Here is a 15670-nt window from a genome sequence, read left to right on the forward strand (position 1 = left end):
CACCCGGAGCCGTCGCGGCCCGCCGCGCCCGAACTGACCAGGCGCGGGACCGGCCCGGCAAGGCGCGGGACCGGCCCGGCAAGGCGCGGGACCGGCACCGGGCCGAACGGGCGGAGCGCGGGACCGGCGGAGTGCCGGACCGGCCGGAGTGCCGGACCGGGTGGGCGGTTGACCGGCGGGAAGCGGGGTAAGCGTCGGCGGATCCGCCGACGGGAGGGGGCGAGACGAGGTGACCGAGCCCGCGGCGCCGCACCGGCAGCCCGACGAAGGCCCACGGCACGGCCGGTTGAGCGCCCGGCCGGCCCCACCGGCGGCCCGGGGCGCCACCGGCCTGGTCCCGTTCACCCCGCCGGACGGCGGGCCGCCCGCGCTGGCGTACGCCCCGCCCGGCGACGGGCCGTACCGACTGGTGGTGCTGCTGCACGGGGCGGGCGGGACCGCCCGGCAGGGGCTCGACCTGCTGCTGCCGCTGGCCGACGCGCACCGGCTGCTGCTGCTCGCCCCGCAGGCCACGGCGAGCAGCTGGGACCTGGTCGGCGAGGGGTTCGGTCCCGACGTGCACCGGATCGACGGGCTGCTCGGCACGGTCTTCGCGGCGTACCCGGTGACGGGCGTGGCGATCGGCGGCTTCTCCGACGGCGCGTCGTACGCGCTCTCCCTGGGCCTGACCAACGGCGACCTGGTCGACGCGGTGCTGGCCTTCTCCCCCGGTTTCGCCGCGCCGCTGGTCACCCACGGCCGGCCCCGGGCCTTCGTCTCGCACGGCACCGAGGACCCGGTGCTGCCGATCGACGTGTGCAGCCGGCGGCTGGTCCCCCGGCTGCACTCCCTCGGCTACCCGGTGGAGTACGCCGAGTTCCCGGGCGGCCACGAGGTGCCCACGGAGATCCGGCAGCGGGCGGTGTCCTGGCTCGCCGGCTGACCCGGGTCAGGCCGGCCCGGCGACCGCCGCGTCAACCCGGCCCAGCACGGTGGCGTCGTCGTCGACGCCGACCCCGCGGAGCAGGTCGATCGCGGTGGCCCGGACCTGCCCGATGATCATGGCCAGCGGCAGGGTCTGGCCCGGGGTGAACAGCCGCCCGGCGGCCCGGACCGCGGCCAGCGCCGCCGCATCGGCCCGCTCGGCGTGCCGGTCGGCGAGCTCGTCCTGCCCGCTCAGATCGGCGGCGAGCGCGTCGCCGGCCGCGCGGACCGCCTCGGCCAGGGTGCGGACGGCCGCGCCCAGGTCGGGCGGCGCGCTCGCCGGTCCCCGGACCTGGGTGACCGCCGCCCGGGCGAGCACCCGCACGTTACGCACCGCGTAGTCGATCTGCCGGATCGAGCCCTGCACCGAGCGCAGCCGCCCGATGTGCCGGCGCCGCCGCACGTTGAGCCACAGCGCCTCGCCCGCGGCGAGCACCGCACCGCGCAGCCGCTCCACCCCGGCGTCCGCGTGCCGGGCCCGATCCAGCGCGGCCAGGGCAGCCGCCTCGTCGCCCCGGTCGAGGGCCGCCGCGATCTCGTCGAGGAGCCCGGCCAGCTCCTGGAAGGTCTGCCGGAACTCGGCGACCAGCGGCGCGAGCGGCCGCCGGGCGTCGATGAGCTGACTCGCCACGACGGCCACCGCGCCGCCGATCAGCGCGTCGACGAACCGGAACGGGACCAGCGACTCGGTCGGCGGCGCGACCACCACCAGATAGAGCGCGGAGACGGCGGCCTGCACGACGGAGACCGAGCTGGCGCCGATCGCCACCGCCAGGGCGACGGTCAGCAGGATGACGGTGAAGACCGTCCAGGTGGTCCGCGGGCCGAGCGCCTGGACGACCAGGTCGGCCACGAGCACCCCGGCGGCCACCCCGAGCAGCACCTCGACGGCCCGGCGCAGCCGCTGGCCCCGGGCCTGGCCGAGCACGATCAGCGCGGCGGCCGGGGCGAAGAACGGCTGCGGGTGCCCGACCAGCCGGGTGGCCAGCACCCAGGCGACGGTCGCCGCGAGGGTGGCCTCGACCACCGGCAGCCAGCCCCGCCGCAGTCGCCCCGCGGCCTCCGGGAACCAGCCCTTGCGTGCCATCGCCGCCTCCTCCGCCGGGTCGAACCTCCCCATGGTGCGCCGGCCCGGCCCGGACGACAGCGCCCGCGGCCGCCCTTGTCGGGTGGCGCCGGTCACCTCCGGGCAGCGGTGACGTGGCGGAGTTGCCGGCCCAGCGCCCGCGACACCCCGCCGGTGCCGCCGAGCACCAGGTGGTGCAGCACGCCGACCAACCGCGCCACCCGGGCCGAGACGCCGAGTGGCCGAAGTGCCCTGGGACATGCGCCGGCGTCTACGATCGGCCGCATGGATCCGCTCACCGGGCTGCTGGACGGCCCGCGGGCGCGCGGCGCGTTCCTGCTCCGGTCGCTGCTCGATCCGCCGTTCGCGCTCCGCATCGAGGACCGGGCGCCGATGACCGTGGTCGCGGTGGCGCGCGGCTCGGCCTGGGTCGTCCCGGACGAGGGCGATCCGGTGCCGGTGCGGCCCGGTGACGTGACGGTGCTGCGCGGGCCGGACGCCTACCTGGTGGCCGACGACCCGGCCACGCCGCCGCAGGTGGTGATCCATCCGGGGCAGCGCTGCACCACCCGGTACGGCGAGCCGCTTGCCGAGACGACGGGACTTGGCGTGCGCACCTGGGGCATCGGGCGGCCGGGGTCGACCGTGCTGCTGACCGGGACGTACCCGAAGGCCGGCGAGGTCAGCCGACGGCTGCTCGCCGCGCTGCCGGCGTTGTTGACGGTCCGCGCCGAGGAGTGGCCGACCCCGCTGGTGGGGGTGCTGGCCGACGAGGTCGTGCGGGACTCCCCGGCCAGGCGGCGGTCCTCGACCGGCTGCTCGACCTGGTGCTGATCACCGCGCTGCGCACCTGGTTCGATCGCCCCGGCGCCGCCCCCGCGTGGTACGCGGCGGCCGGCGACCCGGTGGTCGGCCCGGCGTTGCGGCTGCTGCGCAACGACCCGGCCCGACCGTGGACGGTGGCCCGGCTGGCCGCCGAGGTCGGGGTGTCCCGGGCGGCCCTGGCCCGCCGCTTCACCGAGCTGGTCGGCGAGCCACCGATGACCTTCCTCACCGGCTGGCGGCTGGCTCTCGCCGCCGACCTGCTCCGCGAGCCGGACGCGACGCTCGCCGCGGTGGCCCGCCGGGTCGGTTACGGCAGCCCGTTCGCGCTGAGTACGGCGTTCCGACGGGAACGCGGGGTGAGCCCGCGCGCTCACCGGGAACGGTCCACGGTGGCCTGACCCCGTCCCGGCTCAGCCGCCGGTGAACGCCCGCAGCAGGGTACGCAGCCGAGCCGCCCGCCCGGCGCCGGTTCCGCCGTCCGGCCCCCGTCCCGCCCCTGGCCCGTCGCGGCCGGCGGCGGCTCGGTGGGCAGGTCGTGGGTCGCCAGGTCGGCGCGGTCGAGGTCGGCCAGCCGGCGCACCACCGCCTCGATCAGCGCCTGCCGGGTCCGCAGGTACGCCGAGGTGGTGCCGGCGGGCACGCCGGCACGGGCGTCGACCGCACGGTGGGTCAGTGCCCGCATCCCGCCCTCGGAATCCGGCCAACCTACTGCCTGGCGCCCGCCGGCACGGTCCCGGCCGGGCCGGGCCGGTCGGCCCTTCCGCGCGGCGCGCCCGGGGTCACCAATGGAAGGTGGCGGCCGTTCACGAGGAGGTTCCAATGCCAACGACAGGTGGCCCGCACCGCGCCGGGATCTGGCGCCGGCTGGCGCGGTGGATGTACCGGGGCAGCCGGCCGAACGCCCTGGCCCGGCTGCTGAACGGCCTCTCGGCGCGGCAGTACGCGGCCGGGCTGGCGCCCGGGCACTGGGTGACGCTGGAGGTGCCGGGCCGGCGTACCGGCCGGGTCGTCTCCGTCCCCCTGGTGGTGGCCGACCACGACGGCGGGCGGTACCTGGTGGCGATGCTCGGCGAGCGGGCCAACTGGGTGGCCAACGTCCGGGCGGCCGGTGGTCGGGCGGTGCTGCGCCACGGCCGGCGGGAGCCGGTTCGGCTGGTGGAGGTGGCGGTGGCCGACCGGGCGCCGATCCTGCGCCGGCACCTGGCCCTCGCCCCCGGCGCGCGAACGCACGTGCCGGTGGACCGGCACGCCCCGCCGGCCGATTTCGCCCGGGTCGCCGTCGGCTTCCCGGTCTTCCGAATCCTCCCGGACACCCGGTCCGTCGCGGGTCGGACCGACTGAGCCGGCCCGACCCGGGGCGGCCGGCCGGTCGGCCCCCGGCTGACCGGTTCGGCCGACCACGGAGCGGCTCCCGACCTCGGCCTCAAGTCTCCCCGTCCGGCAGCGAGGGAGGTGGCCATGGCAACCTGGCCGGCGTCGCCCGCGGGGCCGGCGTGCACCGGCTCCGGCCCGATACCGCCTTGCGGGAAGGGCGCGGCTCTGCCAGCATCGGGTCCATGATCGAGAGAAAGGGCGTGCGCGCCCTCGCGCGATGAGCGCCAGTAGCCGGCAGCGGGCGAGACGCCGCGCCGGAATCGGCCGGGACCATGCGGCCCACCTCGACCGCTGGCACCGGGCGGCGGAGATCCGCGACGAGTGGTTGCGGGCCGCCCTGCACACCGAACCCGCCGACCGGGAACGCGGAACGGGCCATCACCGGCCTGTACGCCCTGCTCGGCCGGCGCCGCCCCCGCTTCCACTGGGCGGCCAGCCCCCGGCAGGCCGTGGACCTGCTCGACGAACCCCCGCTCCGGCTCGGCGGGCCGGTCGATCCCGCCGCCCCGTGGCACGTGGCCCACCAGCTCGCCGACGCGGCGCACCGGCTCGCCGGCCGGCTCGACGAGCGGGCGGGCCCGGTCGGGACGTTCTGGTGGACCACGGAGCGGATCGTCCGCACCCGGCCGCCGGCCGACGCGCTCGCCGCCGGCGTCAGCCTGGCCGAGCTGCTCGTCGTCGGGGTGCGTAACTCGCTGGGCCGGTCGGTGCACGACGGGCTCCGGACACCGCTGCGGGCCGCGCTCACCGAGGCGGTCGGCGAACCGCCCGGCCTGCGCTGGCACGGGCAGCACGACGCGCCGTGGGTGGCGTACCACGACGTGCGGCGCCGGCTGCGGCCCGGGCTGTTCCACCCGGACGACGACCGGCAGGTCGACCTCTGGGCCGACATCGCCCGCTCCTGCGGCTGGTGGTGGCCGCGGGAGGACGTCTGCGTGGTGACCGAGCGGACCGGCGTGGCGCACACCGAGGCGCTGCCGGGGGCGCTGCACGGCGAGGTCCGGACGCACAACCGGCACGGGCCGGCGGTCGGGTACGCCGACGGGTGGGGCGGCCACTCCTGGCACGGCACCGCCGTACCGGCGTGGGTGATCGAGGAGCCGACCGTGGAGCGGATCGGGGCGGAGCGCAACGTCGAGGTGCGCCGCTGCGCGATCGAACGCCTCGGCTGGGACGCCTACCTCGACCAGGCCCGGTTGACGCTGGTGGCCGAGGCGGCCGACCCCGGCAATCCCGGCTGCCGGCTCCAGCTCTACGACCTGCCGCAGCACGTCTGGGGCACCCCGGCCCGGGTCCTGCTGGCGGTCAACGGCTCCGTCGAACGCGACGGCCACCGCCGCCGGTACGGCCTCAGCGTCCCCGCCGACCTCGACGACCCCGTGGCCGCCGCCGGCTGGTCGTACGGCCTCTCCGGCGAGCAGTACGCCCGACTCCTCCGACGAACCTGAAGGTGATCACATGAGCATGACCCTCGAAGAGCTGACCGACCGCACCGGGCTGACCGTCCTCGACCACCTGGAGCAGCAGGTGCGCATCCCCGTCGTCGACGGACTCCAGGCCCAGGGCGACCTGATCGTCATCCCGCTCGCGGTGCTCGACGACGTCGACGTGCCGGCACGGGCGCGCTGGCGTCCGGTGCCGCCGTCGGGCGTGGAGCTGCTGCGCGGCGCGGCCGGCGGCAACCCGCACACGCTGGTCGCCGAGCCGGGCGCCGCCGAGTGGACCACCGAGGTCCATGACCGGCAGCGGCTCGCCGTCGGCGTGCTGCGGGCGACCCGGCCCGCGTACCTGATCCATTCCGAGCACGGCGGCTCCGGCATCGCGCCGGGGACGTACCTGGTGCGCCGGCAGCGCGAGCGCAGCACCCAGCGCGGCGGCCAGGCCGACTTCCTGGTCGCCGACTGACGGGGGGTCGGGCCGCCGCCGCGACAGCGAGCGTGGCGGCGGCCCGACGAGGTGACCGGTTTATCCGTCGATGGTCACCCCGTCGGGAGGTCCACAGCCCCGCGTCACCCCACCCGACGTCCTCCTGCCCAGCCCGGCAGTGCGGCCCCGCCGACGGGACGGCTGGAACCGGCCGGGTCGAGGAATGAATCGCGGGCCGGCCGGGGACAATAGCCGCCGACGGGAGGGTTACAGCGCGAGCGAGCGCCCAGGCCCAGGGACGTGGACGGGACGGGGGCCGGACGTGGAGGGTGTGAGCGGCGCCGACGAGCTGTTTCCCGGCGACGACCCGACCAGCGCCGCGCACCGGGCGACGGACTGGGCGGCGACCCCGCTGGGGCCGATCGACACCTGGCCGCCCGAGCTGCGGGCCGCCCTCCGCACGCTGATGCCCTCCCGGATCCCGATGCTGCTGTGGTGGAGCCACGAGCTGGTGCAGATCTTCAACGAGGCGTACACGCCACTTCTCGGGGACAAGTTCCCGGCGGCCGTCGGGCAGCGCGCGGCGGACTGCTGGGCGGAGATCTGGGACGTCGTCGGTCCGCTGACCGAGCGGGCGCTCGGCGGGAGCTCCACCTACTCCCACGATCAGCCGCTCTTCATGCTCCGGCACGGCTACCTGGAGGAGACGTACTGGACCTTCTCCTACAGCCCCATCGAGGACACCGCCGGGCGGGTCGGCGGCGTCTTCGTGGCCACCACTGAAGTGACCGGCCGGGTCGTCGGCGACCGCCGGCTGGCGCTGTTGCGCCAACTCGGTGAACTCTCCATCGCCGAGGCGGACAGCGCGACGGACGCGGTCCGGGCGGCCGCCCGGATCCTGGCCGGCGGGCCTGCTGATCTGCCGGCCGGCATGGTCTACCTGCGGGAAGACCAGCTGGCCGACGACGCCGACGGCCCGGCGGGGAACGACGACGACCTGCGCCTGGTGGCGTCGTTCGGCCTCACCGGCGAGGCCGGACCGGTCGCTGCCGCAACGCCGGCCGAGGTGGCGGAAGTGCTCAAGACGGGGCGGCCGCTGCGGATCACCGGCCTGGCCGGGACGACGTGGCCGATGGTGCACGCGGATGGTGCCGGGGTATCGGCCGCCGTCGACGAGGCGGTGGCGCTGCCGCTGCTGGCCACCGGGCGCAGCCGGGCGGTGGGCGTGCTCGTCCTCGGCGTCAGCCCGTTCCGGGCGCTCGACGAGCCGTACCGGCACTTCCTCGACCTGGTGGCCAGCCGGGTCTCCACCGCGCTGACCGACGTGCTGGCGTACGAGGCACAGCGCCGGCGGGCCGCCGCCCTGGCCGAGCTGGACGCGGCCAAGACCGAGTTCTTCACCGACGTCAGCCACGAGCTGCGCACCCCGCTGACCCTGATCGCCGGGCCGGTGCAGGAGAGCCTCGCCGACGAGCGCGAGCCGCTGCCACCCGCCCAGCGGGAACGGCTGGAGTTGGTCCACCGCAACACCGGCCGGCTGCGCAAACTGGTCAACGACATGCTGGACTTCGCCCGGATCGAGGGCGGCCGGCTGGAGGCGGAGCGGGTGCCCACCGACCTGGCGGCCCTCACCCGGGGCGTCGCCGAGTCCTTCGGGTACGCGATCCAGCAGAGCGGGCTGACCTTCGAGGTGGATGTCCGGCCGCTGCCCCGCACCGGCTACGTGGACCGGGACATGTGGGAGAAGGTCGTGGTCAACCTGCTCTCCAACGCGCTGAAGTACACCCTCGAAGGCACCGTCCGGCTCCGGCTCGACGGCGACGAGGAGAGCGTCACCCTCTCGGTCAGCGACACCGGCGTCGGCATCCCGGCCGACCAGCAGCCGCTGCTCTTCCGCCGCTTCCACCGGGTCCGCGGCGGCGGCGGGCGGTCCCAGGAGGGCGCCGGCATCGGGCTGGCCCTGGTTCAGGAACTGGTCCGGCTGCACGGCGGCGACGTCGGCGTACGGTCCGTCGAGGGCGAGGGCTCGACGTTCACCGTACGGATCCCGTACGGCCGCCCCACCGCCGCGCGAGCCGGCGGTGGCGAGCCGACCCCGGGGTCGTACGCCGAACAGGCCCGGCGTTGGGTGCCCGATACCGCACCGGGCCCGACGGCGGCCGACCGGGTCGGCGGCCAGGCCCCGCCGGCGGGCGCACCGACGGTGCTGGTGGTGGAGGACAACGCGGACCTGCGCCAGTTCCTGGTCGGCCTGCTCCGGCCCGCCTACCGGGTGCTCGCCGCCGGGGACGGCCGGGCGGCGCTCGACCTGGTCGCGGCGGAGCTGCCGGACCTGGTGCTCACCGACGTGATGATGCCCCGGATGGACGGCATCGCGCTGCTCGCGGCGCTGCGCGGGGACCGGCGCACGGCCGGCGTACCGGTCATCCTGCTCTCCGCCCGGGCCGGCGAGGAGGCCACGGTGGAGGGGCTGCGGGCCGGCGCGGACGACTACCTGCCCAAGCCGTTCTCCTCGCTCGAACTGCTCGCCCGGGTCCGCGCTCATCTGGAGCTGGCCCGGCTGCGCAACCAGGAGGCGACCTGGCGTACCGCCCTGATCGACTCGCTCCAGGACGCCTTCGTGGTCTACGACGCCGACATCACGGTGCTGGAGGCCAACCACGCCTTCCAGCGGCTGCTCGGCCTCGACCGGCTGGAGCTGCCGGCACGGTCTCCGCATCCCTGGTGGCCGGACCCGCGAGCCGAGCCGGCGGAGTGGCGACAGCTCGATGCCGCGTTGCGGCGGATGCGGTCGGTCGACGGCGGGCGGATGACGGTGCCACTACGGCACGCCGACGGGCATCGGATCTGGGTGGAGGCGGTCTACAACGCGCTCCGGGATCCGGGCACCAACCAGCGGCTGCACGTGGCGACGCTGCGCGACGTCACCACCGAGGTCCGCGCCGCCGCCCGGCAGGCCGCGGTCTCCGCGCTGGCGCGCCGACTGGCCAGCGCCAGCGACATCACCGAGGTGCTGGAGGGCGGCCTCGCCGAGCTGGGCGGGCTGCTCGGCGGGGCGCGGGGCGTCGCCGTCTCCCCCGACCCGGCCGGGACCCCGGTGGTGGTCGGTGCCGGCCTGGAGCTGACCCCGGAGATCCGGCGGATCCTCGACGCGTCGGGGCCGGAGAGCGACCCGTACCTGGCCCGGGACGAGGCCGGCCGGGTGACCGCGGTCGGGGCGCGGATCGGGCCGGGGGTCGGCACTGGCGGGATCTGGCTGGAGCCGAGCGAGCCCCGGCCGATGGCCACGGTGGACGCGCCGCTGGTCCGGCAACTCTGCGCGGCGCTGACCCAGGCGCTGATCCGGGCGCACGCCTACGAGACGCAGCGGGGCGTCGCGCTGGCCATGCAGCGGGCGATGCTCGGGCCGACCGCGCTGCCGGCCGGCTTCGCGGTCCGCTACGAGCCGGCGGTACGCCCCTTGGAGGTGGGCGGTGACTGGTACGACGTGGTGCCGCTCCCCGGCGACCTGGTCGGCGTGGTGGTCGGCGACTGCGTGGGGCGGGGGCTGTCGGCGGCCACGGTGATGGGCCAGCTGCGCAGCGCCTGCCGCGCCCTTCTGTTGCAGGCCAAGAGCCCGGCCGAGGTGCTCTCCGCGCTGGACGGCTTCGCCCGGCTGACCCCGGGTGGCGCCTGCACCACGCTCTTCTGCGCGATCATCGACTGCGCGCAGGGCGAGGTCCGCTACTCCTCCGCCGGGCACCCGCCGGGCATCCTGACGCACCCGGACGGCGTGACCGAACTGCTGGACGGGGCCCGTTCGGTGCCGCTGGCGAGCGTGGCGGTCGACCGGCGCCCGGAGGCGGTCGCCGCGGTGCGGCCCGGCTCCACGCTGCTGCTCTACACCGACGGTCTGGTGGAGCGGCGCCGGGAGCTGATCGACGCGGGCATCGCCCGGGCGGTGAACGTGCTCACCGAGGGCCGGACCGTGTCCGAGGGGGAGTTGGTCGACCGGCTGGTCCGGGACCTGCTGCCCGCCTCGGGTAGCGACGACGCGGCCGTGCTGGTCTACCGGCACCGGGCGCCGACGGTCTTCACCGCCTCGCTGCCCGCCGACCAGGCCCAGCTCGCCCCGGCGCGGGAGCGGCTGCGTCGCTGGCTGCACGACCTCGGCGTGGACGAGTGGGACGTCGAGTCGGTGTTGATCGCCACCGGGGAGGCGTGCGCCAACGCCATCGAGCACGGCTACCGCTTCGCCCCCGGCGCGCTCGCCAGGATTCGTGCCGAGTTGCGCGCGGGCCGGCTGGAGATCGAGGTACGCGACCGGGGCGGCTGGCGGGCGAGCGACCCGTCCGGCGGAGAGGGCGCGGACCGCGGCCGGGGCCGGGGCCGGCTGATCATGGCGCGGGTGATGGACGAGGCCACCATCGTCGGCACGCCCGAGGGGACGACGGTCCGCCTGGTGAAGCGGCTCTCCGGCGAGTCCTGACCGCCGGCCACGCGCGGCGGCCGGCCCGGGCCGGCCGGACGGCCGGTGTCCCGTTCCCGTCGCAAGGCCGACGGCAGGGCCCGGCGGACGGTGAAGATCAGCTATAAGTGACGGATGGACTTTCCCGCGTACCTGGCCACCATGCCGATGCACGCGATCACCGAGATCCACGGCGAACCGGGCCTGCTGGAGCGGTTCCGGTTGGAGATCCGGGCGTTCGACGCGCCCGCGCGGCAGCGGCTGACCGAGGCGCTGGAGCTCGCCGCCGACCTGCACCGCGACGACCGGCGGGTGCGCGAGCCGTACCTCAACCACCTGCTCCGGGTGGCGATCCGGATGATGCACCACTACCAGGTCCGCGACGTCGACGCGATCGTCGCCGGCCTGCTGCACGACGCGGTGGAGGACCACCCGGCGGAGCTGGCCGACCCGGACGCCGCGGGCGACCCGACGGAGGCGGCGCTGGCCGCGCTGGCCGCGCGGTTCGGCCCGCGCGTCGCCCGCCTGGTCGGCGCGGTCACCAACCCGGCGTACGACCCCGCGCGCGACAAGTACGTCCAGTACCGGGAGCACGTCGCGGCGAGCCTGGACCGGGAGCCCTGGGCCCGGGTGATCAAGGTGTCCGACTTCACCGACAACGGCGTCGGCGTGATCCACACCGTCGGGCCGAAAGTCATCCGCTCGGCCACCAAGTACCGCCCGCTCGTGCCGGTCTTCCGGGACCTCATCGCCCGACCCGACACCCCACTGTCCGCACCGGTGAAGCGGCACATCCTCGCCCAGCTCGACCTGGCCGAGGAGCGGTTCAGCGCGATCCTCGACCAGCCAAACTGACCGGTTCAGCGCGGGCACTCAGCCGAATCGGCTGGTGATCCTCGCCGCCGTACCGCCTGCGGCGGAAACTGATCCACAACGCCGACGAACGGTTGCCGATGCCTGGCAGGGCTCGACGAGCGGGTGCGGGTGGGCGGCGTACCCCCCCCCCCCCACCCCGGTCGGTCGCCTACTGGGCGAACGCCTGGAACTCGGCGATCCGGACGTTGTTCGCCTGGACGCTGGCGGTCGCGCAGTCGGTCGCCGCCCGCGGATCGTTGTCCTGCTCACCCGCGTAGTCCGGCGCGCCGGTGCACTGGTTGGTCAGCACCTCGACGCGCAGGTGGGTCGCCGTCGTCCGCGGAATGTCGAACGACCGGATGATCAGCTCCGGCGCCCGAGGCCGGGGCGCCACCGACGGGAAGGCGTCCGCCGCGCTGGTGTAGACCGCGCGGAAGTCACCGGCGTCGGCGCAGGTGACCGCCCCCTCGGCCGTACACGCCAGGACCCGGAACTGCCGAAGCGCGGAGAACCGGCTCTGGGTGCCCGTGTCCGGGTCGTCGGCGACGGGCGGGCGCAGCATCGCGCTGACCTGCACCCGGCGTACCTGCTGGGGGCCGCCGGCCAGGTCGACGGTGACCTGCCGGCCGGCGACCGGGCTGCCGAGCGAGGCCCAGTTGGTGGCCTCGTCGTCGTCCGCGATCCGGGGCAGGTTGACCCCGTCACCGGTGACCGCCGCGCCGGCGGCGGTGGAGGCGAGGTTGACCCCCAGCGACACTGGCAGATCACGCACCTGCCCGGCCTTCACGGTGACCGGACCGACGCGGACATGTCCGTGGCCCGGCGCCCGGACGACGAACTCGTACGTGCCGGGGACCAGGCGCACCTGGTCGGTCAGCGGGGTGGCCTCGTCGGTGTCGGCGACCGGCACGGCCCGGGCCTGGTAGCGGCCCACGAAGAGCTGCGCGCCCGGTACCACCACGTTGTCGACCACCGGCCGGAACGTCAGCGTCGCCTCGTTCGCGTACGGCGAGGTGAAGCCCGGCGTCGGGTTGACGTCGGTGCTGCCGTTGCTGGCCGCGGTCTCGCCGAGGCCGCGGGCGGCGAAGGCGTTCCAGAGCAGATCCTGGTTCGCCCCGCCGAAGCGGATCCGGTCGGCGGCGAGCATCGCGTCCCGGGCGTCCACCATGCTCACCCGGCTGACCGCCATCATCAGGAACGAGTCGAAGACGAGCTGAACCCAGCGCCGGTTGCCCGGGCACGCGGTTACCGGCGTGGCGCCGTTGGCGCAGGACTTCTGCAGCGCCGCGTCGCCCGCGCCGTACCGCCGCATCATCGCGGCCCGGATGTCGACGTTGGTGGCGCTCCACACCTCGCCGGAGGCGTGCACCTGCAGGCCGACGAAGTCGTAGTCGACGCTGCTGTAGTTGAGCGGGCTTTCGCTCATGTTGTAGTTGCGGATGCCGGCGTCCGGGTCACCGGTGGCGTACTCGCCGATGGTGAACCCGGCGCGGCCGGCGGGGGCGTACCCGTGCTCGTAGAGGTACTCCATCGCCAGCTGGTCCGACCAGCTCTCGCTCATCCCCTGCGGGGAGCTGACCCCGGCGTTCGGGCCGGCGATCATTCGGTTGGTGATCGCGTGGGTGTACTCGTGGGCGATCACCGACATGTCATAGTCACCGTCCACGCAGGGCGCGTAGAAGGAGCCGGCGATCGGCTGCCACAGGTACATGTTGGTGATCGGGGCGACGCCGTCGGCCGGGGTGATCTGGTTGGCGTTGTCCCGGGCCTCGAAGTTCGGCGGGCCGCCGCTGACCCCACCGGCCTGGGCGTTGCCCTGCTCCCCGTCGGCGCCGAGACCGCCGCGGCCGAAGTTGTCCTGCTGAAGGTTCCAGGTCGCCTCGGTGAAGCCCAGGTGGTACGACCAGTCGTGCATCCGGTTGTGCATCCCGAACAGGTTGGCCCGGGCCGCGTCGATGTCGTTGGCCTGCGGTGAGGTGAACGTGTCCGGGCTGCACTGCTGCTCGTACCACTGGTTGGTCCACGGATAGGCGTAGGTGCGGTCCGCCCGCGGCGAGGCCGTCTCGGTGCCCACGCTGAACGGGTCGTTGCTGAACCAGTTGTGCACCGCGATGGCGTTGTTGCCGCGGGTGGTCTGCGTCGACGTCCCCGTGGTCGGGTCGACGTCCCAGGGCAGCGGCGACGCCGACGTGCCGACGGTCTCGTCGCAGCCGGCGGCGGACTGGAAGCACCAGCGCGCCCGGGTGTCGGTCGACGAGTGGTCGATGGCCGGGGAGTTGGGGAAGACGTCCCACTCCGGGTTGTCGGCCTCGTGGTCGACCAGGTTCTCGCTGACCAGCACGCTGCCGTTCCGGGCGTCCACGTAGGTGGAGAAGGCGACCGGGTCGGCCCCGCCGAGGTCCGCGCCGAGGATCACCTCGTACGCGGCCCGCGCGCCGCGGTCGACGGTGGGCACCGCGACCAGCGAGGTACGCAGGAACCTCGGGTTCGTGAGACCGGCGTCGGCCGCCGCCGCCCGCTGCGCCTGCGCCGCAGTGAGGGTGGCCGGTGCCGGCGCGGCCCCGTCCCGGGCGAGGGAGGAGCTGACGTGCCAGACCACGCCGTCGCGGACGCCGACCGCGAGGACGCCGTCCACCGCGGCCGGCAGGTCGCCGAAGCGCTGGCGGAACAGGACGGTGGCGCCGTCGCCCATCGGTGCGACGGTCAACTGCTCCAGGGCCGCCGCGCCGCTGGGGGTCAGCCCCAGCAAATCTCGGTTGGCGGCCACGTAGGCCCGCGCCGCGGTGGCCGGGTCGGCGGGCAGGCCGGTGGCCAGCGGCTTGCCCGTCGAGGTGAGCGTGGCGGGTGTGCCGAAGGCGGTCCACCGGGCGCGGGCGCCGAGCGCGGCCGCCCGGTCCCGCTGCCGGTCGGTCGGGGCGATCCGCCCCGTACGGTTGTCGGTGGTCTTGTTGTCGTGGGTGTCACCCGGCAGGTGGCCGGGTGGGGCCTGGGTCGGGGTCTCCCGGGGTGCCGCCTGGCCGCCAGCTCCTGCGGTCAGGACCAGCCCGGCCGCGAGTAGCAGCGCGGTGGTCCCCGTCAACGCACGGGATGGTGTGCGCACGGTCCCTCCTGTCTTCGAACGGCAATGTCCGTCCTGCCATCCGAACAGCTCACAGTGGACGTGTGGATAGGCCGAACATCCACACATGGGCAGGATTCGATCGCCGGCCGGCGCAGAGAAAGGCCATTTGTCCGAATATCCGAACGGCACACGGCGGAGCCGGCGGCGGTGACCGACAAATCGGTCATCCCTGGTTACCGTGGGGCATGGACGGCGGTCTGGCAGCGCCCACCGAAGACGGGGACGAGTCTGTTCGGCGGGACTCCCCCGCCCGGGCGCCAAGCCCGCGCTCGCCGAATGCGGAAGAGCCGACCGACCGGAGTGCATCCAAGCCACCAGAAGCGCCGGGCGACACGACCGACGCCTCCGCCACCATGCCCAGGTCGGACGGCGATCGGTGGCGCCTGGCGGACCGGTCCCGGAAGCTCTGGGAGCAGGCCCTCCCGCTGCGGCAGTGGCTGGCGGCGCTCTGGGAGCAGCTGGTTCGCGCCCTGCAGGACACGGCACCAGTCTCGGCGGCCGACCCGACGGCGCCCACCGCACCCACCACGCCTGGCCCACTGATCGAACGACTGGACACCCCGATGCCGATCCGGGTGTCGGGTCAGGGCCGCAGGTTCAACTTCCACATCCACGCCCGGTGCTTCTGGTCAGCCGAGCAGGTCCCGCGGGAAGTGCTGCTCAGCACCGCGCACTACTGCATGACGTATGCCATCCGACGGCTGACGCAGCTCGCGGCCGAGCACGCTGTCAACTTCGCCGTGTACCAGGCAGCGGAACTGGAGTCCGAGCTGCAACAGGAACTGTCGGAGGCCAGCCCTTGGCGCTACCGGCGAGGTGACACGGTGGTCACGTGCCAGCCCCACGTCTGGGTGGACGTTGACGAGCAGGTGCGGAAGGTCGTCCTGCCGTACCGGGATGAGCTGCTCAAACTCGACTGCGAGTTCGAGGTGGACCGGACAAAGGCCGCGTACGCGGACCAGCTCGGTCGACCGCGGGCGACCAGCGCCGCGAGTGCCACCGACGGCACCGCCGCGGGCGAAGCCGCCCCGGCGACCGGTGCGGACCTGGCCGGCGACGTGCGGCGGGCGGTGGCGGAGCTGAGGGCCACCGCGCAACGGCTCGAAAATTCACTCCACGACGGCGACATCTCCTAGCGGCCGTGCTGCGGGCT

Annotated in this window: 11 protein-coding genes and 1 pseudogene; 8 read left to right on the forward strand and 4 right to left on the reverse strand. The window is 75.1% G+C overall.

Annotated features, from left to right (window positions below; translation table 11 throughout):
- Positions 1–229 precede the first annotated feature (229 nt).
- Positions 230–922 carry an alpha/beta hydrolase gene (locus I8N68_RS03355; RefSeq protein ID WP_200207407.1) on the forward strand — a complete coding sequence of 231 codons (693 nt, stop codon included), beginning with the start codon at positions 230–232 and terminating at the stop codon, positions 920–922.
- A gap of 6 nt (positions 923–928) precedes the next feature.
- On the opposite strand, the gene I8N68_RS03360 is transcribed toward I8N68_RS03355, so the two are convergent.
- Positions 929–2050, reverse strand: coding sequence for an FUSC family protein (locus I8N68_RS03360; RefSeq protein ID WP_200207409.1), 1122 nt, complete (start codon positions 2048–2050; stop codon positions 929–931).
- A gap of 92 nt (positions 2051–2142) precedes the next feature.
- Positions 2143–2316, reverse strand: coding sequence for a hypothetical protein (locus tag I8N68_RS03365; protein ID WP_200207412.1), 174 nt, complete (start codon positions 2314–2316; stop codon positions 2143–2145).
- On the opposite strand from I8N68_RS03365, the pseudogene I8N68_RS03370 reads away from it, so the two are divergent.
- Positions 2315–3252, forward strand: a pseudogene (locus I8N68_RS03370) (AraC family transcriptional regulator). The gene I8N68_RS03365 and the pseudogene I8N68_RS03370 sit on opposite strands and share 2 nt — an antisense overlap.
- Here the strand turns inward: I8N68_RS03370 and I8N68_RS32650 are convergent.
- Positions 3225–3536, reverse strand: a complete 312-nt coding sequence (locus I8N68_RS32650; RefSeq protein WP_234038673.1) for a TetR/AcrR family transcriptional regulator — start codon at positions 3534–3536, stop codon at positions 3225–3227. The pseudogene I8N68_RS03370 and the gene I8N68_RS32650 overlap by 28 nt on opposite strands.
- 137 nt (positions 3537–3673) lie before the next feature.
- Here I8N68_RS32650 and I8N68_RS03380 point away from each other — a divergent pair, with 137 nt between their 5' ends.
- The 5 genes from I8N68_RS03380 to I8N68_RS03400 all read left to right on the forward strand — a co-directional run bounded on the left by I8N68_RS03380 (position 3674) and on the right by I8N68_RS03400 (position 11396).
- Complete coding sequence (locus I8N68_RS03380) at positions 3674–4195, forward strand: nitroreductase/quinone reductase family protein (RefSeq protein WP_234038674.1); 522 nt, start codon at positions 3674–3676, stop codon at positions 4193–4195.
- A 305-nt stretch (positions 4196–4500) separates the two neighbouring features.
- On the forward strand, positions 4501–5676 hold the full coding sequence (locus tag I8N68_RS03385; protein WP_200207414.1) for a DUF6745 domain-containing protein: 1176 nt from the start codon (positions 4501–4503) through the stop codon (positions 5674–5676).
- 10 nt (positions 5677–5686) lie between these two features.
- Positions 5687–6133: a DUF8820 family protein gene (locus I8N68_RS03390; protein WP_200207416.1), complete on the forward strand. Its 447-nt coding sequence runs from the start codon at positions 5687–5689 to the stop codon at positions 6131–6133.
- 283 nt (positions 6134–6416) lie between these two features.
- The gene (locus I8N68_RS03395; RefSeq protein WP_200207424.1) at positions 6417–10562 is read left to right on the forward strand and encodes a SpoIIE family protein phosphatase; all 4146 of its coding nucleotides are present in this window, start codon (positions 6417–6419) and stop codon (positions 10560–10562) included.
- A gap of 114 nt (positions 10563–10676) precedes the next feature.
- Positions 10677–11396 (forward strand): HD domain-containing protein, encoded by a 720-nt coding sequence (locus tag I8N68_RS03400; protein ID WP_200207432.1) that lies wholly within the window; start codon positions 10677–10679, stop codon positions 11394–11396.
- A gap of 169 nt (positions 11397–11565) precedes the next feature.
- On the opposite strand, the gene I8N68_RS03405 is transcribed toward I8N68_RS03400, so the two are convergent.
- A complete protein-coding gene (locus I8N68_RS03405) occupies positions 11566–14475 on the reverse strand; it encodes a M36 family metallopeptidase (RefSeq protein ID WP_234038675.1) in 2910 nt (969 codons plus the stop codon).
- A gap of 395 nt (positions 14476–14870) precedes the next feature.
- Between I8N68_RS03405 and I8N68_RS03410 the strand changes: the two genes are divergently transcribed.
- A complete protein-coding gene (locus tag I8N68_RS03410) occupies positions 14871–15653 on the forward strand; it encodes a hypothetical protein (RefSeq protein WP_200207436.1) in 783 nt (260 codons plus the stop codon).
- The last annotated feature ends 17 nt before the right edge of the window (positions 15654–15670 follow it).

The sequence above is a fragment of the Micromonospora coerulea genome (assembly GCF_016598485.1).
In the GTDB taxonomy this organism is placed as follows: domain Bacteria; phylum Actinomycetota; class Actinomycetes; order Mycobacteriales; family Micromonosporaceae; genus Micromonospora; species Micromonospora coerulea.